Origin of the sequence: Gilliamella sp. W8136 (assembly GCF_016101285.1) — a bacterium.
Lineage (GTDB): Bacteria > Pseudomonadota > Gammaproteobacteria > Enterobacterales > Orbaceae > Gilliamella > Gilliamella apicola_N.
This window is the reverse complement of sequence record NZ_JACFQU010000001.1, coordinates 98,127-121,353: the sequence shown is the minus strand read 5'-3', so window position 1 is coordinate 121,353 and position 23,227 is coordinate 98,127. Positions and strand designations below refer to the sequence as shown.

Below are 23,227 nucleotides of genomic sequence, written 5' to 3'. Positions count from 1 at the left end.
AGATGAAAGGAAAAATTATGTCCAAACAATTAAATATCATTGTTGCCTGTGGAAGTGGTGTAGCAACGTCAACAGTTGCTGTTGATGCAGTAAAAAATATATTAGAAAGAGCTGGTATATCAGCAAAAATTAGTAAATGTACTTTAGGAGAATTGGAGGGTAAACAGCAAAATTTTGATTTAGTACTCACAACCGCTAATTATAAAAAAGCATTAACCATTCCACATATGAGTGTTTTTGGTCTTATTTCTGGTGTTAACGTTGATTTAGTAAAAGACAAACTATTGCAACTATGCCAAGAGATTTTATCTAACGCATAAGGAGCATAACTATGATGGATATATTACAAACTTTTTTTGAAACCGTTTCAAAACTAGGTGCAGTAGTATTGCTACCCGTAGTTATCATGCTACTAGGTTTGTTTTTCCGTATGCGAATTGGTTCAGCAATTAAATCAGGTTTACTCGTTGGAATTGGTTTTCAAGGTTTAGTACTAGTGCTTAACCTACTAATGGCAACAATAAACCCAGTTATCGCCTATTATGAAAAGCTTGGGTCAGGTTTTACAACGATTGATGTAGGATTTGCTGCAATCGGTGGTGCCGCTTGGTCTATCCCAGCAGTGGTATTGTGTATTCCGTTGATCATTTTATTAAATATTTTATTAATCAAAATAAAAGTTGTTAATGTAATTAATGTTGATGTATGGAACTTCATTCACTTCATGATTCCGGGAGCTTTAGCCATTGCTCTATTTGACAATATATTCATTGGTGTTTTAGTCACAATCGGCTTATCTGTTATTACATTATTTTGTGCTAAATGGGTTGCTCCTAAATGGGAGGAATATTTTGGTTTAGAGGGAACCACATGCACTACTTTAGCTTTTGTTGCTTTAATTTATCCAATTGCCGTATTTTTAAATAAACTAATTGATTTTATTCCTTTTATTAAAAATCTTGAAATAAATATGGATAAAATTGAAAGTAAATTAGGTATTTTTGGAGATCCTACCTTTATTGGTATTTTTGTTGGTGCATTTTTAGGCATATTAACTCAACAAAATATTCCAACAATTCTCACCATTTGTATGGGATTTGCAGCAGTCATGATACTTATTCCAAGAATGGTAGGAATTATGATGGAGGGCGTAACACCAATAGGTAATGCAGCAACAACATTTATCAAAAAACATGTTAGTGGTAGTGATGGTAAGTTTTATATAGGCATGGACATTGCCTTAGGACTTGGCGATCCTGCTTGTATTACCGTAACCGCAATCACTATACCATTTGTTATCGGATTTGCTTTCCTTATTCCTAATATGACGTTTTTTCCTTTAGGTTTACTCGCTCAAGTTTGTTATTTGACACCTATGATTGTCTTAGCCAGTAAGGGAAATGTATTTCGTAGCACCTTACTATCAATAATCTGCATGTATTTTGTCTGCTTTAGCGCTAACTATTTTGCTCCAGAAGCAACAGCGATGATGAAGTATGCAGGCTTAGATATCTTCGCCACAAATCCAAATGCCACAGTAACCGATGGTGGTCATTTTGGCTGGAATCCAGGAAGCATTTTGGTTTCATTAATACATAGATTAATAGAAGTTTTTTCTTAAATATATTTTTATGAATAAGGAAATAATACATGGCAAACAAATTTAAACTCTCACCATCTGTTTTTGCTGCTGATTTAGGTATGTTAAAGCAACAATTGACAGAACTAGAAAAAAATGAGGTCGAACTATTACATGTAGATGTAATGGATGGGCATTTTGTTGAACGCATAGCCTTTGGGGCTGATCACATTAAAGCTCTAAAAAAATTAACACATTTACCACTTGATGTTCATCTAATGGTGCAAAAACCTGAAGTGCATTTAGACAGTATCATTGCAGCCGGAGCAGACATTATCACAATTCATCAAGAAGCGACTAATCGCCACATAAGTTGTTTGCAGAAAATTCGTAAGGCAGGAATAAAAGCTGGAATAGTGCTTAATCCCGGCACTTCCGAAGAAAATATAAAATATCTTTTAAATGATATTGATATGGTTTTACTTATGACAGTTAATCCTGGTGAGGGAGGACAACATTTTTTAATGTCCGTAGTGGATAAGATAAAACGAGTTAGATCTTTGGTCAGTAATTACAATATTGATATCGAAGTCGACGGAAGTATTGATGACAAAACCATTAAGTATTGTCGCGATGCTGGAGCAAATATTTTTGTCTCTGGGGGATATTTATTCAATGGCAATATCACAGACAACATTACTAAGTTAAGAGTTTCATTAGCCGCATAATATAGATAAGGAGATAAAAATGAGTAATTTCACTGGAAAAGTTGCACTTGTAACTGGTGCAGCACATGGAATTGGTAAAGCAATTGCTGAAAAATTTGCAAAAGCTGGAGCTAATACAGTTATTGTCGATTTTAATTATGAATTAGGGACTGAAACGGCAGAACAAATAACTCGCGATTATCAGCAACAGTCAATATTTATTCAAGCTGATGTATCAAACGCGAAAGATATGGAAAAAGTACGAGAAGAAACATTCAAACAATTCGGACGTATTGATATTTTAGTATTAAATGCTGGTGTTGCATTTGCTAACAAAGTTAATGATATCTCTTATGAAGAATGGCAAAAAACATTAGATATCAATTTAAGTGGTCTATTTAATACCGTTAAACCTTTCTATAACGATTTTTTAACCAATAAAGGTTCAATTGTTTATATCAGTTCAGGTTCAGCCTTAAGTGGCACTGGTGGTGGTGTGTCTTACCCTGCATCTAAAGCAGGAGGCGAAGGATTAATGCGAGGATTAGCCAAAGAACTAGGTCCAAAGGGTGTAAATGTAAATTCAATTGCTCCAAGATTAATTGACTCAGGAAAAATGATGCGTGTGAATTACCCGACTCAAGAAAGTCTAGATGCCGTGTTGGAAAAAATACCGGTTAGACGTCTTGGTACTGTCGAAGATGTTGCTAACTTAACTTTATTCTTAGCAGATAAAGATAATTCTTATATTCAAGGACAAACTATTTTACTTGATGGCGGTAGAACTATTGCTTAATAGGAGCAAGCAAAATGCAATCACAACTAATTATTAATGAACTAAATCATTCTGTTCAAACATTAACTGACCAAAACATCACAAATTTAATCCAGAAAATAAAACAGCATAACCGTATTTTTGTCCATGGTACAGGACGTTCAGGTCTTATGTTAAAGGCTTTTGCAATGAGACTGATGCAGCTTGGATTAAACTCTTTTGTAGTTGGTGAAACAACTACACCATCAGTACAAAAAGGTGATCTTTTAATAGTCGCATCAGCCTCAGGTGAAACTGAAAGTGTTAATTTAATGGCTAAATCAGCACTCAAACAAGGTATTGATCTTGCTATTATCTGTGCATCGCCTGATTCAACTCTTGCCAAAATCCAATCACCAGACATTATGTTACAATCGGGTACTAAATATTCACAATCACAAGTAAGTCAACAACCACTTGGTAGCCTTTTCGAACAGATGTTACTTATTATCTTTGATACTGTTATTCTTACTATGAGTAATAACCAAAAAGATAGTAATGATGATATGGCTCATCGCCATGCAAGTTTAGAATAACGTAAGTTTCGATCAATTTAAATCCACTTATCATAAGTTTTTTGATGGGTGGATTTTATACTATTCCTCGTTAAATATTACTTTATTTATATAAATTACCTCTTATTTATAATCGGGCTTATTAACTTTATTTGCTGATCATTTCATTGCCTACAATAATCGCTTAACTTGTTGTAATAATTGTTTTTGATTTTGACAAAAAATGCTAATATACTGCCGAAATGATCATAATTAATTATTGGCAAAAAATCAGCAAACGCTTGATTATTAACACGGCTTTATCGCACTTATTATTAGGTGTGATTGCTGCTGGGTTTGGATTATATCAAGAAAACGCTTTACCTGCGCAATCATCAGCGTCCCAAGTTGGTATTATTACCATTACCCGAATTGTACAAGATCATCAAGCTCCGATAACAACAACATCACAAACATTAGTCTTAGCGCAAAAAGGGCAATGTTATAGGTTAACTACACCATTAAATTACCGTGATGTTAGTCCAAATCCAATTATTCGATTATCACCTAATAATGGCATAAGAGCTGGACCTAACACTACCGCTTAATGAGCTTACTGCTCAATTAAATTAAATTTTTATAAAGGCAGAAGCCTTACTATTCCTATTAAAAAAAACAAGAGAAAAATCATGTTATTAAATCTATTAACCAAAGTATTTGGTAGTCGAAATGAACGCGTATTAAAAATGATGCGTAAACGCGTTGAAAGAATTAATGCACTTGAACCGCAAATTGAAGCGTTAACCGATGAACAACTAAAAGATAAAACCAAAGAATTTAAACAAAAAATCGCTGAAGGTGCTAAGTTAGATGATATTTTAGAAGAAGCCTTTGCAGTTGTACGTGAGGCAAGTAAGCGTGTGTTTGGTATGCGCCATTTTGACGTACAACTTATTGGTGGTATGGTATTAAATGAACGTTGTATTGCTGAAATGCGTACCGGTGAAGGTAAAACTTTAACCGCAACCTTACCTGCCTATTTAAATGCGTTAACCGGTAAAGGCGTACATGTTGTGACAGTAAATGATTACTTAGCACAGCGTGATGCTGAAAATAATCGCCCATTATTCGAATTTTTAGGATTATCGGTTGGCATCAATCTACCTCATATGCCACCTCAAATGAAACGTGAAGCTTACAATGCCGATATTACTTACGGTACCAATAATGAATATGGCTTTGACTACTTGCGCGATAATATGGTATTTACTAAAGATTCTCGTGTACAACGCCCTCTGCATTATGCTTTAGTCGATGAAGTTGACTCAATTTTAATTGATGAGGCAAGAACACCTCTTATCATTTCGGGGCAAGCTGAAGATAGTTCTGACCGATATGTTAGTGTTAATAAAATCATTCCATATCTAATTCAACAAGAAAAAGAAGACTCCGATCAATTTCAGGGTGATGGTGACTTTTCTATCGATGAAAAAACACGTCAAGCCAATTTGACTGAACGTGGATTAGTGAAAGTTGAAGAGTTGCTTATTAAAAATGGAATTATGAAAGGTGACGAATCACTTTATGCGCCAAGTAATATTGTATTAATGCATCATGTCAATGCAGCATTACGTGCTCATCACCTATTCCATAAAGATGTGGATTACATTGTCAGAGATAACGAAATTGTTATTGTTGATGAGCATACTGGCCGTACAATGGATGGACGACGTTGGTCTGATGGTTTGCATCAAGCCGTTGAAGCTAAAGAGCATGTTAAAATCCAAAATGAAAACCAAACATTAGCATCAATTACTTTCCAAAACTATTTCCGTTTGTACGAAAAATTAGCTGGCATGACAGGGACTGCTGACACCGAAGCATTTGAATTCAATCAGATTTATGGTTTAGATACTATTGTTATCCCAACCAATCGTCCAATGATACGTAAAGATCAACCTGATCTTGTTTATATGACAGAAAAAGAGAAGATCAATGCGATTGTGGCTGATGTACAAGCTTGTGTAGAACGTGGACAACCTGTTTTAGTTGGTACAGCTTCAATTGAAAAATCTGAATTAGTGTCATCCGCATTTAAAAAAGCAGGTATCAAACATAACGTACTTAACGCAAAATTCCATGCTCAAGAAGCAGAAATAATCGCTCAAGCAGGTAGTAAAGGTGCAGTAACCATTGCTACAAACATGGCTGGTCGTGGTACCGATATTATGCTTGGTGGTAACTGGCAAAGCGATATAGCAAAACTTGAAGCGCCTACTCCTGAAGATATCGAAAAAGCCAAACAAGCATGGCAAGCAAAACACGAAGAAGTGATTGCGCTTGGAGGACTTTATATTTTAGGTACTGAACGTCATGAATCACGTCGAATAGATAACCAACTTCGTGGCCGTGCCGGTCGTCAAGGTGACCCAGGGGCATCACGCTTTTACCTATCACTGGAAGATCCATTAATGCGAATTTTTGCTTCCGATCGTGTGGGTAACATGATGCGTAAACTAGGTATGAAAGAAGGTGAAGCTATTGAGCATCCTTGGGTAACCAAAGCTATTGCTAATGCTCAAAAGAAAGTTGAAAGCCGAAACTTTGATATTCGTAAACAGTTACTTGAATACGATGATGTTGCAAACGATCAACGTAAAGTTATTTATCGTCAACGTAATGAATTACTTGATAACTCCGATATTAAAGAAACGATTGATTCAATCCGTAGTGATGTCTTTAATGCATTAATTGATCAATATATTCCGCCACAATCCATTGAAGAAATGTGGGATGTTGCAGGGCTTGAAACAGCACTTAAAAGCGATTTTGATTTAGATTTACCGATTGCTAAATGGCTAGATGAAGAACAAAATCTTCATGAAGAAACATTACGTGAACGTATTTTACAAATAGCCCAAGATACCTATATCGCAAAAGAAAATAATGCTGGTTCTGAAGCATTTAGACATTTTGAAAAAAGCGTTATGTTACAAACAATTGATACTTTATGGAAAGAACATCTAGCAGCAATGGATTATTTACGTCAAGGTATTCATTTACGTGGTTATGCACAAAAAGATCCAAAACAGGAATATAAACGTGAATCATTTAATATGTTTGCTGGTATGCTAGAAGCATTAAAATATGATGTAATAGGGATATTAAGTCGCGTTCAGATTCGTTCTCAAGAAGAAGTTGATGAAGCTGAACGTCAACGTCTAGCCGAAATGGAAAAATTAATGGCAAAACAACAAGCCAACCATGAAGAGGTAACAAATATGGGCAGTGAAAGTAAAGAACAATCAGCAGGAACTTTATCACAACCAATAGTAAGAAACCAAGCTAAAGTGGGACGTAATGACCCATGTCCTTGTGGTTCAGGTAAAAAATATAAACATTGTCATGGTGCTGTTCACTAAGGCAAAAATTTAGTATCATCAAGCAATATTGATATTAAATAACCGATTAAACTCGGTACTAAAATTACTAGGGAAAGTACCAACTTTCCCTGATTTTAATCACAAATAGACAGGATTATGGAAAAACATACTGAAATTGCTGTAGGTATTATTCGTTCACAAGATTGTCAAATCTTTATAACTCAACGCGGTGAAGACTCCCATCTTGCTGGTTTTTGGGAATTCCCAGGTGGAAAGATTGAAGTAGGTGAGACCCCATTTCAAACCTTGCAACGTGAAATAGCGGAAGAAGTTGATATCCAAATTCATCAAGCCCAATTTTTAAATGTTTTTAAACATAGTTATGATGATCGTGATATCACCATTCATGCTTATCTTGTTGAAGAATGGGACGGTGTGCCATTTGCTAAAGAAGGCCAACCTAGCCGTTGGGTTGCACAAGAAGATCTTAATGCTGACGAATTTCCTGATGCCAATAGACCGATTATCGAAATGCTTAAAAACTTAGATAAACAGATTTAATTCATTTGTCTGGTCACTTTAGATAGCTTTGAAATATTTTAAAGCTAGAGTACTTTTTGTTTTTTGTCACATTAAAGTAATACGCTAAATTATTAATTCCCTTTAATTTACTTATCAATTCTTGCCAAATGGTGTCATAAGCGTTACCAATTATCTTAATATTCATTTAAATTATAATTTTTATACTGAAACGTATGCATTACCTGAAACTTTTTGACAAAACTTACGTTAAATTAGTTAGTTTTAATTATTGTAAGTTTAATTGTTTGTTTGACTGGTTAAAAAAGGTATAATTTCTGCCTATTTTTTAACATTGCATTCAAAAAAATGACTATTTTTGTAAAAGGAATTAAGGTTTAACTATATGAAAGAATACAAAGTAATAATTTATCAAGAAAATGCATTATCCTCATTACTTTTAGGTACCGCTAACGCTGATCCTTTAAAGTTTTCTAATTTTTTAAATAAATATGCGCTTCAAGGTTGGCGAGTGGTTACGATGGAAAAAGACATACGTCGTTTATATCTATTTTGGCGTAGAGAAGCTTACTTAGTTATACTGGAACGAGAACACGATAATATTAAACCAAACTTTTTCTAATCCAGTCATTAAAAAAGGAATCAATATTTCTATTAACTTTATTGATTCCTAATAATTAATAGATCGAGTCAATAATTAACCTAAAAAAGTAAATAAGAAAAATTTTTGTCAAAAAGTTTCAGGTAATGCATACGTTTCAGTATAAAAACTTATTTTTTGCATTGTAATTTTTGCTCAGCCAAAGCCAAAAATACAATACCAATAATAATACATAACCCACCCAACAAACGAGTTAATGTTATTTGTTCATTAAACACGATCACTGAAACTAGCATAACGGTCACTACTTGTAGATGTGAAGCAGCAAACGCTGGCCCTACTGGCGCTTTTTTTAATAAAACCATCCAAGTCATAAATGCGCCTGTATAGCCTAAAATGACCAAATATGCCCAACCATGACTAAAAATACGGATTAACCAATCGAAACTAATTTCAAATGGTAAAGCTGATAATGCGGTTAATTTGAAAGTAGTTTGACCAAATGTATCAAAAAATAACAATAAGATAAAACCGATGATATAAAATTTTTTCATTAGGTAAGTCCTACTAATATCACGCCGAAAGTAATAAAAAATATACCAATAAGACGAAATGCTGTTAGATGTTCTTTGAATAAAATTCGCCCAGCAACCATTACTGTGATGATATTAAACGATCCTAATAGAATACCTTGCGATAATGGAACTTCACTTAAAAAAGCCAGCCAAAAAATAAAGCCAACAAAATAGGTACTAAACCCTAACCATAGCCAAAAATTACCAAACAATTTTTGCCAATAGTGTAAACCTTGTTGATGTTTTGAAGTTATTGCAGCATATTTAAAGGCAATTTGTCCGACAGTATCACAAAATAGATTTACTAACCAAAGAGTAATAATTAAGGCTGACATGGCTGACAAATTCCATGTATTTCAAGCACACTGTGTTTTATTAAAAAGTCACTTTGTAGCGCTAATTGCTTAAGTTGTGTTTCGATATCTTGAGAATGTTTTTCAATGATCTGTTGACACTTGTCACAAATAAACAGTATTGAAATATGCTCTGGATCATGAAAATGTGGACAAATAATAAAACTATTCGACGATTCAACTTTATGGATAAAACCTTGTTCAAGCAAAAATTCTAACGCACGATAAATTGTTGGCGGCTTTGCTTGTGGTTCACTGACCTTAAGCAAATCTAAAAGATCATATGCACTCATTGCTTTATTTGCTTTCAGCATAATATCTAACACTGTTCGACGCTGTGTTGTCAATTTAATACCACGCTTCTTGCATAAAGTTTCAATTTTTTCAATTAGCAGATTATGCATTCTGTTTCCTTTGCTTCAATAAATTATTTTTTTGCTGCTCTTCTTCGTCTTATTTCTTTAGGGTCATTAATTAATGGACGATAGATTTCAATACGATCGCCATTTTTCACTAAATCATTAAGATCACAACGTTTACCATAAATACCAATCAAGTGTTCATCTAATTTTATCTGACAGATCGATAAGATATTGGATTTTGTGATCGCTTGCAAGACATTCATTTGCTCATCAACATCACAATTAATTATTGTTGGATTATTAGGTAGCGCATAAACAATTTGAATACTGTTCATCTTAATAAATCTGCCTTGCTCTTTGTGAAAATGCATTAACCATATTCGCCATCACCTCTTTAAATACTGGAGTGAAAGCAATATCAAGTAACTTATTTTTGAATTCAAAATTCAACTCAAAACTAATTTTACTTTTATCTTCCCCTAATGAAGTAAACTGCCATTTTCCCGATAGATATTTAAACGGGCCATCTAACAAACTCATTTCTATTGAATGAGGCTGATTAATTTTGTTTAGTGTTGTAAAAGATTTCTTAAAACCTAATTTCTCAACTTCAATAAATGCCGCCATTAAATTATCTTGTTTTCTAATAATGCCAGTTGCGATACAATCAGGTACAAATTCTGGATAGAGAGTAATATCATTGACCAAAGCAAACATTTGCTCAATTGAATAAGGCTCGATAACCTCGTGAAAAACATGTGCCATAATAATAAAATAAAAGTTAAAATTAGTGGCATATAGTATCACGTAACTTTATAATATCGCACATTATGACTAAGAAAAAATTACACAAGCCGGGTTCGGCAACTATAGCATTAAATAAACGCGCACGCCATGAGTACTTTATTGAACAGGAAATTGAGGCAGGATTATCCCTGCAAGGCTGGGAAGTAAAATCATTGCGTGCAGGTAAAGCCAATATTAGTGATAGTTATGTATTACTTAAAGATGGTGAAGCATGGTTATTTGGTGCAACGATTACACCGCTGAATGTTGCGTCAACACATGTGGTGTGTGAACCTATGCGCAATCGAAAATTATTATTAAATGAACGTGAGCTTAACTCATTATTTGGTCAAATCAATCGTCAAGGTTATACCGTTGTTGCCCTTTCTTTATATTGGAAAAATGCTTGGGCAAAAGTAAAAATTGGTGTTGCTAAAGGTAAAAAAGAGTACGATAAACGCACCGATATCAAAGAGCGTCAATGGCAAGTTGATAAAGCCCGTATTATGAAAAACGCTAATCGTTAATCATTATGTAATTCATCAATCAATGATCAATTTAATGATGGCGTATTATTTGTGGTTTGATAAAAATTTCATGGTTTTTTAACTCTTTAAAGTTAAGTAAATCACCGATCACATCAACACAAACATGCGCCATACTTTGAAAATCCTGCGCAATGGCATCAATTGGATAATATGAGTAATCTAGATAGATGTTGTAGTCATAAGAACATATGCAAATTTCTTTCGGATCTAACTTTATTTCCACTAAATAACTAAGCACTTCTTGTAACAGATTCCCTGACGGTGTAAAAATCGCTTTTGGTAAGCGCCCTAGTTTGTTATGCAGATTTTTAAGCAAATCGTATCCTTTATTTGGACAGTAGTCATCACTCACTAACCACTCCGGATTAACGGCTAAACCAGCATTATTAAGTCCTTGCTTAAACCCTTTAAGCCTTGCATCAATCGATGTGAGTTGCGTGTCACAACCAATAAAATAAAATTCATCTAATTGTTTGGCATAAGGTTGAATTAATTCAGCAACTGAATCCAATGATTCACTTGTGATAAAAGGTAAGGAGGTATCTTTAAGATAACGGTCAAAAAATAGTACCGGGGTATGTTGGTTAATACTTACATAAAAATCATCACTGTCTAAAGATGTCACCACAATCATCGCATCTACTTTACGCTCAACTAAATTTTGAGCGACGTTAACTTCGACGTCTTTATTATAATGACTACAAGTAATTAATAATTGGATGTTTTTTTGCCTAAACGATGCCTCTAAATGATGCAAAAACATTGAAAAAAAAGAATTCGACATATCAGGAACAATAACACCTACTGTATTGGTACTATTGGCTTTTATTAAATATTGGCGAATATGCGATTGATCACTGTATTGTTGAGCAATGGCTAATACCCTTTGCCGTGTCTGCGGTGAAATACGATATTTTTTATCTCGTTTATTAAAGATATGACTGACGGTCGTCGCCGACACGCCAGCCAAACGAGCAATATCATTGATTTTTAATTTATTACTCGCCATTTACTACTCTCTAAATTATCGTGGTGTACGTTGTTGTTTATTCGGGAATACCGGATTATGGTTTTCCGATGGACTTTGATACCAATAAGCAACACTGGCAATATCATCGCAACGTTCATATAATCTTATATCATCATTACCAATTTGTTGAAAAGCAAGTTTGATATTTTTATGGAACGCAATTGGGTCTGGTAAATGCCAACGATATAAGCCATGCATTGGTAAGCTATCATCACCAAAACCGTGTACTGGGTTAGAATCTCCAGTTTGGAAAAAGTCACGCGTTGCATCACGATTGGTTTGATATGGATATCCCATAAACAGTGTTTGGAAACATTTCGCTTTTGGCCGACCTTGACTGTCGCGGTTATGAAATGCCCATGCGCCACCAAAATAGTCTTCTGAGCCGGTTGAATGTTGAGTTGGGTAATCGCTATCGCCATCTAGATAGAATTTAAACTCACCTTCCCCCCACCAATAACGCTCAAGGGCGGTCAATGCTAAGTAAGTACCAACATAATAGCCATGACCTTCAACATTGTCTAATATCACATAGTCTTGTGCATAATTAGTGACGCGCTGTCTACGCCATTGTGCATGGAAATAAAGTGGTGCTTCAAACGGTTTTGGCATAATGGCATAATTAATAGTAAAGAAGAAATGTTGTAAATCAGCTTCATGCTCATTTTGAATTTCAATGCGCGCTTTTTTATTAAATGGCATTCTAAAATAGCTATTAAAACCACCTGTTGGATTAACAACAATTGGCACTGAATTAATATCACACCTAGCCCCAAAACCATTACAGAAAAAATCACCAATTGGGCTTTCAACAGAAGGCACTTTTTCATCATCCCAATAAATACGAATCACTACATCACGAAGTACAAAACTACCGCGATGCGTTCTGTCGGTTAAGGTAAACCACATATGACGAATTTCAGCTGGACCTGTGATCTCAGCAATTGTTACCGTTTCACCTGCTGGAATCGAAATACAACCTTGTCCTTTACGGCTTGGACCTAATGCACTGCCTTTCATACAAGATTTACCTTTTTCACCGGTCATATTTTCTGGCGAAATGGTTCGAGTTTGTTCGAAGTGAAATTGTGTTACAGAATTATATATGTTCATTGTGAATCCTTACTAACGTTATTAAATTCTATTAATGAAAATTGAAAACAGTTTTAATTTATTTAACTTCTGGCTTATCTTCGATATTGACACTTTTTCTATCACGACTTAAGAAGAAGATGGCAAAAATCATAAAGCCTAATACAACTAAACCAAGATTATTAAATGTTGTTGCTGCACCTGCTGTATCATAAAAATCACCAACTAAAGTTGAAAATAAAATGACCCCTACTGAACCTGCAACCTGATAACCAATTAAAAAGACAGTCGCAGATAATCGAGCATTAAAGTTATTATCAATATATTTGAACACTGAAACCAAAATGGTTGAAATTTCTAAGCAGTGCATAAGTTTAATTACTGAGATAATTGCAATGCTGCTTACATGACCCGTTAAGAAGATACGAGAAGCCGAAACAAATGCGGCAAAAATCAATGCATTTTTTGCACCAACACGATTCACCACAAATGGTACACAAAACATAACTGCGGCTTCTAAAAAGACTTGGAATGAATTTAAAACACCATACAAACGATATCCATCATTGACATCTTCAAATTGTTGTGTGAAATAAACAGGGAATAACTGTTGATCATAAATATTATAAAGGCTGTAAGTTCCGAGCACATAGATAACAAATATCCAGAATTTTTTAAGGGTAAAAACAGAGAGGATCTCATTAAAACTGAGTTTATCCTTTTTCTGGAACACGGCTTCAGTTGATTTGCTTAAATCAGGCTTAAAGTTGAGGTTAAGAATCATGAAACAAACACCAACACCCGATGCTGCCCAAAAATTAAGGTGAGGATTGATACTAATCAAAATACCCGCAATAAAAGTACCGACAGCATAAGCAATACATCCCCATGTTCGACACTGGCCAAACTCAAAACCAAACGCCCGGCTGATTTTTTCGCAGTAGGAATCAATTAGCCCCATGCCAGCAATCCAACCAAATCCTAAAAAGAAACTACCGAAAATCACACCAAGATAAAAATTATGGCGCAATAGGGGTTCATACACATAAATTAATGCGGGAGCAGCGCAAGTAATAATAATACTTTGAAACCAGACAAGGTGTTTTTTTAGCACTAATTTATCTTGATAAATACCATACATAATCATAATGATTAACGAAATAAAGTAGTTAAACGAATAAATAATGCCGGTCTGTTTTGCGCTTAAGCCTATCTCCTTACTTAGCCATATAGCATAAAAGGAAAAAACGAAACTTCCCGCTGCGTAATACATAATGCTATAAAACGAGGCAAACCAATAAGTTGGTTTTTTATAAAATGCACTAGTCATAATTTATCCTATAAAGAGTTAAGTACGCATTTGAGTATGAATAGCTAAAAATTTAGCTTTAATGGCTTTATTAGATAAATGTGATCAACTTCAAAGTTATTTTGCTAAAGTAATGTAAATAAGAATTATAAGCGACCTTGTTATTGAAGCTCTGCTAAGTTTATTGTTGACCAATTAGGCAATATGAAAACACTTACAGACTCTGTAGTTTGGTGATCATTAGCAGCAAAATTAGCCATACTGTTATCTATTGGTTCCCATTTACCATTTCAATAAAGAAGATTTGTTGCATCCCCATGCGCAGCAGGATTTATCAACAATTAAGTCAATTTCAATCATTCAAATGACAAGGCGGTATAAATTTGTAATGAATATTGGATGGATTTTAATGTGCTTATCAGTGGATGGAATAAAATAGCTAAATTGCCATAATGGATAATGGATGTAATTATTACCATTGATAAATGGTAATAATTATTTAATTGCATTATGCGCAATCTATTTTCCAAAGGAATATTATTGATTAACGTTTTTTAATTATAAAAAATAACCGCTGCAAAAGCGGTTATTTACCAAAAATGACCCATCTTTCAAATAGAATTTGGAGGATTATCTATAATGTGCTCAAACTTTCAATTTAATTAATTTGCCATCCTGCTTAACAAATGACTGATTAACGTAAACATCACTACTATTTTTAACACAAAGCGGCTCACTTACAACATTATCGATAATAACGTTATTAAATAAAATACTTTGGGCATTTTCGATAAAAAATCCTTTACCAGCCTCAGGTTTAACATCCTTAAACATATCAACTTCACCTGCCTTGGCATTAATTTGCATTGATACTCGAATATTATCAAACGAAATATTGGCAATTGGCGATTCAGGAATGCCATATAAAAAACCAGCATAGGCACGCACATTTTTGGCGATAATGTTTGAAAAACTAATATTATGACAGGCTGGGGTTGCTTCATTTATTGACAGCGGATCTTTATTCCAAACAATTGGATCGTTACCTTTTGGTCCGCAGTAATAGTAATAATTCATTACAAAGACTGATAGTACTTCATCCATAACAATATTACTAAAAGTAATATCTGAAATGGTACCACCGCGACCTCGACGTGTTTTGAATCTCACACCTCGATCTGTTTTTTGAAATACACAGTTAGTAATAGTGACATTACGAATACTACCACTCATTTCACTACCCAATACTACCGCGCCATGACCATGAATCATATTACAGTTAGTAATTAAAATATTTTCGCAAGGGCTTTTATCTGCTGTTTCCTCAGTACCCGCTTTAATTGCAATGCAATCATCACCCACATCAATATAGCAATTTGAAATTCTGACATTACGGCAAGATTCAGGATTAATACCATCGGTATTAGGTGAATCTGCAGGATTTAAAATCGATATATTATCAATCACTACATTATTTGACTCCATTGGATGGACTGTCCAACTTGGTGACTGGGTTAAAAAGACTTTTTCAATAGTTATACGTTGGCAAAAATCAAAACCGATTAAGTAAGGTCTTGGATACTTTAGGGCATCACGATTATGACGGAAAGTATGCCACCATTTAGCACCATTGCCATCAATTTTACCGCCACCGGTGATAATGACATTTTCAAGATGTTGACCGTAAATACAAGGCATATAGACATCTTGTTTTACTCCCTCCCAACGTGAATGCACGATTGGGTAATGTTGTTCATTATCTGAAAATAATAAAGTCGCATTCTGTTCAATAACTAAAGTTAAATTACTGCAAAGCTTGATTGCGCCTGTTAAATAAGTTCCCACTGGAACGATAAGCGTTCCACCACCTTGTTGTTCTATATGTTGTATTGCATTGGCAAAAGCAACTGTATTAAGTGTTTTGCCATTACCTATTGCACCAAAATCTTTAACAGATACCATTGTCATTGTTGCTTCCTTTTGCATTTTAACGCGAACTGTCGCCCATTATAGATTACAGTTCGCATTGTTATTTGGATAAGTAGGCTGGTTAATTTTAGCCTTGAGTGGATAGTTTTAAAGAGTTACACCACTTTTTAATATCGCTAGATTTCTGAAATTATTTATCTCATTGCGTGTTTGCTGACCATTAGCAACCAGTACGATATAGTCAATAAATTCAATTAATAACTGTTGCATAGAGGTACCCTCAATGAGTTTGCCAGCATTAAAGTCAATCCAATTTCCTTTTTTGTCTGCTAATTGTGTATTAGTCGCAATTTTTACCGTTGGTACGATTCCACCATAAGGAGTTCCGCGACCTGTAGTAAATAGCACCATATGACATCCTGCTGCTGATAAAGCCCCTGTAGCCACGGCATCATTACCAGGCGCACTGAGTAAATTGAGTCCATGCTTTGTTAGTCTTTCACCATATTTCAAGACATCAATCACTTCACTTCCGCCTGCTTTTTGCGTACAACCAAGGGATTTTTCTTCTAAGGTTGTTATTCCACCCGCTTTGTTACCTGGAGACGGATTTTCATAAATAGGCTGATTGTTTGAGATGAAATACTGTTTAAAATCGTTGATCATAAGCACGGTTTTATCGAAAGTAGGCTCGTCAACGCAGTGAGACATCAAAATATTTTCTGCTCCGAACATTTCAGGTACTTCGGTAAGAACACTGGTTCCTCCATGGGCAATGACATAATCCGAAAACAGCCCTAGCATCGGATTAGCAGTGATTCCGGAAAAACCATCTGATCCACCACACTCTAAACCAAATTTTAATTCGCTTAACCGCCCTACTTCGCGTTTGTCTTGCTTCATAATGGCATAAAGTTCTCTTAGCAGCGTCAATGCACAAGCAACTTCATCGGCTTCTTGTTGAGCAATCAGGAATCTAACACGCGACTCATCATAATCACCAAGATCGGCTTTAAATTCTGAGATTTGATTATTTTCACATCCAAGTCCAATAACTAATACAGCCCCCGCATTAGGGTGTTTAACAAGATCTTGTAATATTATTTTGGTGTTTTTATGATCCTGTCCAAGTTGTGAACAACCATAAGGATGTTCAAGTACGGTAATACCATCAATTTCTAATTGATTATTGAGTTCATCACAAAACTGTTTAACAATTTGTTGCGCAATACCATTAATACACGTTACCGTTGGTATAATCCAAAGTTCATTACGGATACCAACTTCACCGTTTTTTCGGCGATAAATGTTGACTGGTTTATCAGCTATTTCATGTAAAGACTGATTTTTGGATAAAGTAGGTTGATATTTATAATCATTGATATCATTTAGATTGGTTTTTAAATTGTGTGAATGAATATGCTCACCTGTTTTAATTAAACAAGTGGCATGTCCTATTGGTAAACCATATTTAATAATATTTTCATTAGGCTCAATATCTTTAAGGGCAAATTTATGCCCTTGTTTGATCGCTTGTGGTAAATCAATGGCGTTTCCATCGATTATAATATTATCTTCATGTGCTTCTATATCAGATAATGCCACAGCGACATTATCTTCATTGTTAATTTTTATAAATTTTACCATTGCTCCACTCATTTTATTTGCTACCAGTAACACATTTTTCAATTGCACTGCGCATACCTTCTTGAGTAATGACAGTTAAATATTGTGTTAATGTTTGTGCTAATTGCGGAATATTTAGCAAATCGCAATCCCAATGAGTACTATCACTAAGTACTGTTTCCACTAATTGTGCGAGTGTTTCATTACCACTACTGACATTGGCCCAGCCAGTACTAAAGCGCTCTAACCAAATTGCATCGTCTTGTAATGGATAATTTTGGTTATTTCTTACACCTCGATAGAAAGCAATTAAAGCAGCAAAAGAGAAGACTAAATGCTTAGGTAACACACTTTTTGCTTTTTGATAAGCGAGCAATTGTGGAAGTATACGTGTTTTAAATTTGGTCATACTATTTAGAGCAATTGACATTAATTGGTGCTCAATAAATGGATTTTTAAAACGATTGATAACTGACTGCGCAAAATCAACTAATTCTTGATGTGGCAAATCTAAAACTGGAATAATTTCATCAAAAATTGTCTCTTTAATATATTCTAAAATTTGCGAATCATTCATTGATTCGCCTACCGTATCAATTCCAGCTAGATAAGCGACTGGAACCAATGCTGTATGCGCACCATTTAAAATTGCAACTTTACGCTCTTTATAGGGTTTAATATCATCGACAATTTTGATATTAATGTTGCATTTATCCAAATTCAATTTTTGCGCTAGCCATTGTGGGCCTTGGATAACAAAAAGGTAGAAATATTCTGCAGAATCAATAAAGTTATCTTTATAACCTAATTCCGATTCTAATTCAGAAATTTGAGCTTTAGGATAACCTGGGACAATCCTATCAACCAATGTTGAGCAAAATACATTATCGTTTTCTAACCAAGCAATAAATTTGTCTGACAAATTCCACTGGTTAGCATATTTTAAGACCAATTTTTTCAGTGCATCGCCATTATAATCAATTAACTCACATGGAATAATGATTAAGCCACTCTCTTTGCTACCAGAAAAATGGTTAAATCTTTCATATAAGAAAGCCGTTAATTTAGCTGGATAGCTTGTAGCAGGTTGGTCTGTAAGTTTATCGCTTTCAACATAGCTGATACCGGCTTCAGTGGTGTTAGAAAAAATAAATTGAATATTAGGATCTTTGGCTAATGCAAGGTACTGGTCATACTGTGTATAGACATTTATCTCACTATTAACGGAACGAATCATCCTAAATTCTTTTACTGTTTCATTGCGTTCATTTAATCCACGAATTAATGTGGTATATAAACCATCTTGAGTATTTAATGATGGTGGAAAGTCTGTATTAAGTGGGCGAATAATTGCTACACCCGCATCAAGATCGGTTTTTTCATTTAAGATATCCAATTGCCAATCTAAAAATGCACGTAAAAAATTACCTTCGCCAAATTGTACAACACGGGTAGTATATTTAGCGCCGGGAAAATCAATTCTGTTCAATGTTTTCATTACTATTACTCTAATATATTAATTTAATTCGATACCAAAATAGTTTTTCGCATTATCAAAACTAATATTTTTGACCATTTGACCTAGTAACTCGATATCACGAGGTGCTTCACCATCTTCTACCCAGCGACCAATCATACGACATAAAATGCGTCTAAAATATTCATGACGAGTATAAGAAAGGAAACTGCGGCTATCGGTTAACATTCCAACAAAACGACTTAATAAACCAAGCTGAGCCAGTTGGGTCATTTGGCGAATCATGCCGTCTTTTTGATCGTTAAACCACCAACCTGAACCAAATTGCATTTTGCCTTGTATTCCTTCCCCTTGGAAATTACCTATCATCGTACCCAAAATCTCATTATCAGATGGATTTAAGCAATAGAGAATTGTTTTAGGTAGAGCATTTTGTTTAGCTTGTGCATCTAATAGTCGGGATAATGGTTGAGCAATAGGTGAGTCATTAATAGAATCAAAACCAACATCAGGCCCCATTAGATTAAACATTCTTGAATTGTTATTACGTAAAGCGCCAATATGATATTGCTGTACCCATCCACGTTTGTTGTATTCGCTGCCTAAATAAATGATAACCGCAGTCTTGAATTGAGCGACTTCTTTCGAAGTTAGATTTGCTCCAGTTAGTCGTTTAGTTAAAATTGCATCTAATTCTTTTTCTGTCGCTTCTTCATAAACGACGGTATCTAAGGCGTGATCAGAAACTTTACAACCATGTGCAGCAAAATGATCCATACGTTTTGCTAACGCCTGACAAAGTTGGTGGAAACTTGAGATATTAATATCCGAAACAGTTGATAATTTTTCGATATAGGCTACAAAAAATTCAGAATCGATATTAAACGCTTTATCTGGTCGCCAACTTGGTAAAACTTTAATATCAAATGAACTATCTTGAGCAATGGTTTTATGGTGAACTAAATCATCAATTGGATCATCAGTTGTGCCGACCATTTTTACATTCATTTTTTTCATAATGCTACGTGCAGTAAATTCTTTAGTTTCAAGCATTGCATTACATTTGTTCCAAATGGTTTCAGCGGTGGCTGGTGATAGTAAAATATCATCGATACCAAATGGTCTACGTAATTCTAAATGCGTCCAATGATAAAGTGGATTACCGATTGTATGAGGCACCGTTTCGGCCCAAGCTTTGAATTTTTCAAAATCATTTACCTCGCTGCCAGTACAAAACTTCTCCGGCACACCATTAGTACGCATGGCTCGCCATTTGTAGTGATCGCCTTTTAACCAGATGTCGTACAAATTTTTAAATTGATAATCTTGTGCAATTTGTTCTGGTGGTAAGTGGCAGTGATAATCAAAAATCGGCTGTTGTGCCGCATAATTGTGATAAAGTTGACGAGAAAATTCAGTATCAAGTAAAAAGTCTTCAGTTAAAAAACGCATATTATTCTCCATAAACCGTGTTTATCTATTTAATTGCACATGCCAATAACATGCGCAACTCGATTAATTTATTGTTGCTCAGTTGTTGATGGTGCTTTTAAAATTGTCCATACCGCTAACGCAGCTAAAAGGTCAAGACAACTTAAAATTACAAATAATGGGCTAAAACCAACAGATTCCGCAAGCGCGCCCACAATTAAAGCAAAGATAGTACTAGCAAGCCATGCTGCCATACCTGTAAAACCATTAGCAGTTGCAACTTCATTTCGACCAAATACATCGGATGATAATGTAATTAATGCACCAGATAATGCTTGGTGAGCGAATCCACCAATACAAAATAAGAAGATAGCAACATAAGGATTTGCAAACAGTCCAATTAACCCAGGTGCAATCATTAATACGCCACCAACAGTAACAACTAATTTGCGCGAGTTAATCAAACTGACGTTGAAATTTTTTTGGAAAAATGGCGCCATATAGCCACCGAGTATACAACCAAAATCAGCAAACAACATTGGCATCCAAGCAAAAATCGCAATCTGTTTTAAGTCAAAACCATAAACCGTAGACATAAATAATGGGATCCATGCGTTAAAGGTTCCCCATGCAGGTTCGGCTAAAAACCTTGGGATGGCAATGCCCCAAAAGCGACGAGTACTTACGATTTTATACGCAGGTAATTTGGTAGTGTTTGATGTTTGGTGACTAACTTCTTGCCCTGATAAAATGTATTTTCTTTCTTCTTCTGATAATCGTTTTTGGTTAGTTGGATGACGATAAAGAGCAAACCAAAATAACCCCCAAATAAAGCTAAGTAAACCACAAATAACAAACGCTAATTGCCAACTGTGTAACCATATTGCTCCGGCAACTAATGGCGGTGCGATCATTGCTCCAACGGATGATCCTAAATTAAACCAACCAACAGCGATTGATCTTTCTTTTGCCGGAAACCATTCACTTGTTGCTTTTAAACCAGCAGGTATCATAGCCGCTTCGGCAGCTCCAACAGCGCCACGCGTAAACGCAAGCCCCACCCAACTGCCAGAAAATGCGGTACTGATACAGAAAACTGACCATAATAAAGCAAATACCGCATAACCTACGCGTGTGCCAAGTAAGTCAAGAACATACCCCGCTACAGGTTGCATTACGGTATAACAGGCTGAATAAGCTGCAACAACATATGAATATTGTTGAGTTGTCATACCCATGACTTCATTAAGCACTGGGGCAGCAACTGCAATTGAATTTCGAGTTAAATAACCAAGAATTGTGCCAATAGTCACTAACGCTATCATATACCAGCGAAGATTTTTTATTGTTTTGTACATTTTATGCTCCATATACATTATGAATTTTGGCGCATATTAACATGTCAGTCAACTTAAAAAGTTGACATACATCACAGAACATAGCAAATAACCACAATAAAAATCCGGTTGTTCATTTGTCCGTCTTATTGAAAAATTATCTGACAAGATTACAAAATTTTAATTCAAGCTTGTTTAACTCTAAGCAATTAGATGTTATTTTAAGTACCAAACTTGAATTATGGAACTACTCAAAAATTATTATGACCCAAGAACAGAATGAACATCAGCGTCTTTATCAAGTTATCGCTACAGAATTAAAAAACCGAATTATCAATGGCGTTTACCCTGTAGGCAGCAAATTACCGTCAGAAAGACTCATTTGTGAAGAATTAAAAGTCAGTCGTTCAGTGGTAAGAGAAGCGATTATAATGTTAGAAGTTGAAGGTTTTGTTGATGCTAGAAAAGGGTCTGGTATACATGTTATTGCCAATAAACAGCAGACCATAAATATGATCGCTGACTCACACGGACTCAATTTTGCTACAACAGGGCCATTTGAGTTATTACAAGCTCGTCAATTAATCGAAAGTAATATTGCTGAGTTTGCTGCAACTCAGATCACAAAAGATGATATTGTTAACCTATTAGAAATTCAGCATAATGCAAAAAAAGAAGATCACTATCGGGACTCTGATTGGGATCTAAAATTTCACACACAAATTGCCATGATTACGCGTAATACGGCTTTAATAACCATTGTTGAAGAAACATGGCGACAGCGAACCCTAAATCCTTTATGGAAAAAACTCCATGAACATGTACAGCAACAAGATATCGAAAGCTGGTGGGAAGAACATGATAAAATTCTTGAAGCATTAATCAATCGCGATCCTAAAGCAGCTAAATTAGCGATGTGGCAACATTTAGAAAATACGAAAAAAATGTTATTTGATGCGGCAAGTGAAGATTTTGAAACTAAACGCGATCACTATCTGTTTTCAGATAATCCAGTTGTCAGTATTAATGAAAATGAATTTGAATAACTATTGTACTTATTTATGCCTTGTTAACTTATAGGTTTTATCAACTGACCGTATATTTTATATGGCAAGCGAATAATGGGATCAGGTACTCTGGTTAATTTAAGCATTACAAATAAATACCAAAAAACCTTTTTTTATATTTGATAATCGAAATTGGTCAAACCAATACGACATTAAGATACTTCAAAAATGTTCCGATAAAATAATG

At 34.9% G+C, this 23,227-nt stretch carries 24 protein-coding genes; 11 read left to right on the top strand and 13 right to left on the bottom strand.

Features of this window, described 5'->3' with window-relative positions:
* The first annotated feature begins 17 nt into the window (after positions 1–17).
* The 9 genes from H3T96_RS00515 (at position 18) to H3T96_RS00475 (ending at position 8,139) form a co-directional block, all read left to right on the top strand.
* Positions 18–320 carry a PTS sugar transporter subunit IIB gene (locus H3T96_RS00515; RefSeq protein ID WP_144091305.1) on the top strand — a complete coding sequence of 101 codons (303 nt, stop codon included), beginning with the start codon at positions 18–20 and terminating at the stop codon, positions 318–320.
* Between the two features lie 11 nt (positions 321–331).
* Positions 332–1,621: a PTS transporter subunit IIC gene (locus tag H3T96_RS00510; protein ID WP_198248556.1), complete on the top strand. Its 1,290-nt coding sequence runs from the start codon at positions 332–334 to the stop codon at positions 1,619–1,621.
* 29 nt (positions 1,622–1,650) lie between these two features.
* Positions 1,651–2,307 (top strand): ribulose-phosphate 3-epimerase, encoded by a 657-nt coding sequence (gene rpe, locus H3T96_RS00505; RefSeq protein ID WP_144091304.1) that lies wholly within the window; start codon positions 1,651–1,653, stop codon positions 2,305–2,307.
* Positions 2,308–2,326: 19 nt separating this feature from the next.
* On the top strand, positions 2,327–3,082 hold the full coding sequence (locus tag H3T96_RS00500) for an SDR family NAD(P)-dependent oxidoreductase (protein WP_039128127.1): 756 nt from the start codon (positions 2,327–2,329) through the stop codon (positions 3,080–3,082).
* A gap of 14 nt (positions 3,083–3,096) precedes the next feature.
* Positions 3,097–3,636: a 6-phospho-3-hexuloisomerase gene (hxlB, locus tag H3T96_RS00495; protein WP_039128130.1), complete on the top strand. Its 540-nt coding sequence runs from the start codon at positions 3,097–3,099 to the stop codon at positions 3,634–3,636.
* Positions 3,637–3,857: 221 nt separating this feature from the next.
* Positions 3,858–4,202 (top strand): hypothetical protein, encoded by a 345-nt coding sequence (locus tag H3T96_RS00490; RefSeq protein ID WP_086327330.1) that lies wholly within the window; start codon positions 3,858–3,860, stop codon positions 4,200–4,202.
* A gap of 81 nt (positions 4,203–4,283) precedes the next feature.
* Positions 4,284–7,016: a preprotein translocase subunit SecA gene (secA, locus tag H3T96_RS00485; RefSeq protein ID WP_086327331.1), complete on the top strand. Its 2,733-nt coding sequence runs from the start codon at positions 4,284–4,286 to the stop codon at positions 7,014–7,016.
* Positions 7,017–7,133: 117 nt separating this feature from the next.
* Complete coding sequence (mutT, locus tag H3T96_RS00480) at positions 7,134–7,538, top strand: 8-oxo-dGTP diphosphatase MutT (RefSeq protein WP_144091303.1); 405 nt, start codon at positions 7,134–7,136, stop codon at positions 7,536–7,538.
* A gap of 364 nt (positions 7,539–7,902) precedes the next feature.
* Positions 7,903–8,139 carry a DUF4177 domain-containing protein gene (locus H3T96_RS00475; protein ID WP_144091302.1) on the top strand — a complete coding sequence of 79 codons (237 nt, stop codon included), beginning with the start codon at positions 7,903–7,905 and terminating at the stop codon, positions 8,137–8,139.
* A 149-nt stretch (positions 8,140–8,288) separates the two neighbouring features.
* Here H3T96_RS00475 and H3T96_RS00470 read toward each other — a convergent pair whose 3' ends face one another.
* From H3T96_RS00470 to H3T96_RS00450, 5 genes are read right to left on the bottom strand one after another with little or no spacing between them, the layout of a single operon-like run.
* Positions 8,289–8,672 carry a multidrug efflux SMR transporter gene (locus H3T96_RS00470; RefSeq protein ID WP_039128142.1) on the bottom strand — a complete coding sequence of 128 codons (384 nt, stop codon included), beginning with the start codon at positions 8,670–8,672 and terminating at the stop codon, positions 8,289–8,291.
* Positions 8,672–9,028 carry an EamA family transporter gene (locus tag H3T96_RS00465; RefSeq protein ID WP_039128145.1) on the bottom strand — a complete coding sequence of 119 codons (357 nt, stop codon included), beginning with the start codon at positions 9,026–9,028 and terminating at the stop codon, positions 8,672–8,674. Before H3T96_RS00465 ends, H3T96_RS00470 begins: the two co-directional genes overlap by 1 nt.
* Positions 9,016–9,450: a zinc uptake transcriptional repressor Zur gene (gene zur, locus H3T96_RS00460; RefSeq protein WP_025316323.1), complete on the bottom strand. Its 435-nt coding sequence runs from the start codon at positions 9,448–9,450 to the stop codon at positions 9,016–9,018. Before zur ends, H3T96_RS00465 begins: the two co-directional genes overlap by 13 nt.
* 23 nt (positions 9,451–9,473) lie before the next feature.
* Positions 9,474–9,743 (bottom strand): RnfH family protein, encoded by a 270-nt coding sequence (locus H3T96_RS00455; protein WP_144091301.1) that lies wholly within the window; start codon positions 9,741–9,743, stop codon positions 9,474–9,476.
* A gap of 1 nt (position 9,744) precedes the next feature.
* Positions 9,745–10,173: a type II toxin-antitoxin system RatA family toxin gene (locus tag H3T96_RS00450; RefSeq protein WP_039128162.1), complete on the bottom strand. Its 429-nt coding sequence runs from the start codon at positions 10,171–10,173 to the stop codon at positions 9,745–9,747.
* Positions 10,174–10,238: 65 nt separating this feature from the next.
* Here H3T96_RS00450 and smpB point away from each other — a divergent pair, with 65 nt between their 5' ends.
* The gene (smpB, locus tag H3T96_RS00445; protein WP_065738534.1) at positions 10,239–10,721 is read left to right on the top strand and encodes an SsrA-binding protein SmpB; all 483 of its coding nucleotides are present in this window, start codon (positions 10,239–10,241) and stop codon (positions 10,719–10,721) included.
* A gap of 31 nt (positions 10,722–10,752) precedes the next feature.
* Here the strand turns inward: smpB and H3T96_RS00440 are convergent, their stop codons facing one another.
* The 8 genes from H3T96_RS00440 to H3T96_RS00405 all read right to left on the bottom strand — a co-directional run bounded on the left by H3T96_RS00440 (position 10,753) and on the right by H3T96_RS00405 (position 21,994).
* Positions 10,753–11,751 carry a substrate-binding domain-containing protein gene (locus tag H3T96_RS00440; RefSeq protein WP_144091300.1) on the bottom strand — a complete coding sequence of 333 codons (999 nt, stop codon included), beginning with the start codon at positions 11,749–11,751 and terminating at the stop codon, positions 10,753–10,755.
* Between the two features lie 15 nt (positions 11,752–11,766).
* Positions 11,767–12,885 carry a glycoside hydrolase family 172 protein gene (locus H3T96_RS00435; RefSeq protein ID WP_025316327.1) on the bottom strand — a complete coding sequence of 373 codons (1,119 nt, stop codon included), beginning with the start codon at positions 12,883–12,885 and terminating at the stop codon, positions 11,767–11,769.
* A gap of 58 nt (positions 12,886–12,943) precedes the next feature.
* Positions 12,944–14,194: an oligosaccharide MFS transporter gene (locus tag H3T96_RS00430; protein ID WP_198248555.1), complete on the bottom strand. Its 1,251-nt coding sequence runs from the start codon at positions 14,192–14,194 to the stop codon at positions 12,944–12,946.
* Positions 14,195–14,818: 624 nt separating this feature from the next.
* Positions 14,819–16,135 carry a glycoside hydrolase family 28 protein gene (locus tag H3T96_RS00425; protein WP_370545708.1) on the bottom strand — a complete coding sequence of 439 codons (1,317 nt, stop codon included), beginning with the start codon at positions 16,133–16,135 and terminating at the stop codon, positions 14,819–14,821.
* 114 nt (positions 16,136–16,249) lie between these two features.
* Complete coding sequence (locus H3T96_RS00420) at positions 16,250–17,749, bottom strand: UxaA family hydrolase (protein WP_144091379.1); 1,500 nt, start codon at positions 17,747–17,749, stop codon at positions 16,250–16,252.
* Positions 17,750–17,762: 13 nt separating this feature from the next.
* On the bottom strand, positions 17,763–19,226 hold the full coding sequence (locus tag H3T96_RS00415) for a tagaturonate reductase (protein WP_144091297.1): 1,464 nt from the start codon (positions 19,224–19,226) through the stop codon (positions 17,763–17,765).
* Positions 19,227–19,244: 18 nt separating this feature from the next.
* Complete coding sequence (gene uxaC / locus H3T96_RS00410) at positions 19,245–20,657, bottom strand: glucuronate isomerase (RefSeq protein ID WP_086309332.1); 1,413 nt, start codon at positions 20,655–20,657, stop codon at positions 19,245–19,247.
* Between the two features lie 68 nt (positions 20,658–20,725).
* Positions 20,726–21,994, bottom strand: a complete 1,269-nt coding sequence (locus H3T96_RS00405; protein ID WP_144091296.1) for an MFS transporter — start codon at positions 21,992–21,994, stop codon at positions 20,726–20,728.
* Between the two features lie 242 nt (positions 21,995–22,236).
* On the opposite strand from H3T96_RS00405, the gene exuR reads away from it, so the two are divergent.
* Positions 22,237–23,019 carry a transcriptional regulator ExuR gene (gene exuR / locus H3T96_RS00400; RefSeq protein ID WP_086326216.1) on the top strand — a complete coding sequence of 261 codons (783 nt, stop codon included), beginning with the start codon at positions 22,237–22,239 and terminating at the stop codon, positions 23,017–23,019.
* Positions 23,020–23,227: the final 208 nt, after the last annotated feature.

What these genes read in the sequence shown, in the direction of transcription:
- H3T96_RS00470 (WP_039128142.1), bottom strand. Translation starts at nt 8,672, where the DNA reads ATGAAAAAATTTTATATCATCGGTTTTATCTTATTGTTATTTTTTGAT.
- smpB (WP_065738534.1), top strand. Translation starts at nt 10,239, where the DNA reads ATGACTAAGAAAAAATTACACAAGCCGGGTTCGGCAACTATAGCATTA.
- mutT (WP_144091303.1), top strand. Translation starts at nt 7,134, where the DNA reads ATGGAAAAACATACTGAAATTGCTGTAGGTATTATTCGTTCACAAGAT.
- H3T96_RS00435 (WP_025316327.1), bottom strand. Translation starts at nt 12,885, where the DNA reads ATGAACATATATAATTCTGTAACACAATTTCACTTCGAACAAACTCGA.
- H3T96_RS00515 (WP_144091305.1), top strand. Translation starts at nt 18, where the DNA reads ATGTCCAAACAATTAAATATCATTGTTGCCTGTGGAAGTGGTGTAGCA.
- H3T96_RS00475 (WP_144091302.1), top strand. Translation starts at nt 7,903, where the DNA reads ATGAAAGAATACAAAGTAATAATTTATCAAGAAAATGCATTATCCTCA.
- H3T96_RS00455 (WP_144091301.1), bottom strand. Translation starts at nt 9,743, where the DNA reads ATGAACAGTATTCAAATTGTTTATGCGCTACCTAATAATCCAACAATA.
- H3T96_RS00405 (WP_144091296.1), bottom strand. Translation starts at nt 21,994, where the DNA reads ATGTACAAAACAATAAAAAATCTTCGCTGGTATATGATAGCGTTAGTG.
- secA (WP_086327331.1), top strand. Translation starts at nt 4,284, where the DNA reads ATGTTATTAAATCTATTAACCAAAGTATTTGGTAGTCGAAATGAACGC.
- H3T96_RS00420 (WP_144091379.1), bottom strand. Translation starts at nt 17,749, where the DNA reads ATGGTAAAATTTATAAAAATTAACAATGAAGATAATGTCGCTGTGGCA.
- H3T96_RS00440 (WP_144091300.1), bottom strand. Translation starts at nt 11,751, where the DNA reads ATGGCGAGTAATAAATTAAAAATCAATGATATTGCTCGTTTGGCTGGC.
- H3T96_RS00415 (WP_144091297.1), bottom strand. Translation starts at nt 19,226, where the DNA reads ATGAAAACATTGAACAGAATTGATTTTCCCGGCGCTAAATATACTACC.
- uxaC (WP_086309332.1), bottom strand. Translation starts at nt 20,657, where the DNA reads ATGCGTTTTTTAACTGAAGACTTTTTACTTGATACTGAATTTTCTCGT.
- H3T96_RS00500 (WP_039128127.1), top strand. Translation starts at nt 2,327, where the DNA reads ATGAGTAATTTCACTGGAAAAGTTGCACTTGTAACTGGTGCAGCACAT.
- H3T96_RS00425 (WP_370545708.1), bottom strand. Translation starts at nt 16,135, where the DNA reads ATGGTATCTGTTAAAGATTTTGGTGCAATAGGTAATGGCAAAACACTT.
- exuR (WP_086326216.1), top strand. Translation starts at nt 22,237, where the DNA reads ATGACCCAAGAACAGAATGAACATCAGCGTCTTTATCAAGTTATCGCT.
- H3T96_RS00510 (WP_198248556.1), top strand. Translation starts at nt 332, where the DNA reads ATGATGGATATATTACAAACTTTTTTTGAAACCGTTTCAAAACTAGGT.
- H3T96_RS00465 (WP_039128145.1), bottom strand. Translation starts at nt 9,028, where the DNA reads ATGTCAGCCTTAATTATTACTCTTTGGTTAGTAAATCTATTTTGTGAT.
- hxlB (WP_039128130.1), top strand. Translation starts at nt 3,097, where the DNA reads ATGCAATCACAACTAATTATTAATGAACTAAATCATTCTGTTCAAACA.
- rpe (WP_144091304.1), top strand. Translation starts at nt 1,651, where the DNA reads ATGGCAAACAAATTTAAACTCTCACCATCTGTTTTTGCTGCTGATTTA.
- zur (WP_025316323.1), bottom strand. Translation starts at nt 9,450, where the DNA reads ATGCATAATCTGCTAATTGAAAAAATTGAAACTTTATGCAAGAAGCGT.
- H3T96_RS00430 (WP_198248555.1), bottom strand. Translation starts at nt 14,194, where the DNA reads ATGACTAGTGCATTTTATAAAAAACCAACTTATTGGTTTGCCTCGTTT.
- H3T96_RS00490 (WP_086327330.1), top strand. Translation starts at nt 3,858, where the DNA reads ATGATCATAATTAATTATTGGCAAAAAATCAGCAAACGCTTGATTATT.
- H3T96_RS00450 (WP_039128162.1), bottom strand. Translation starts at nt 10,173, where the DNA reads ATGGCACATGTTTTTCACGAGGTTATCGAGCCTTATTCAATTGAGCAA.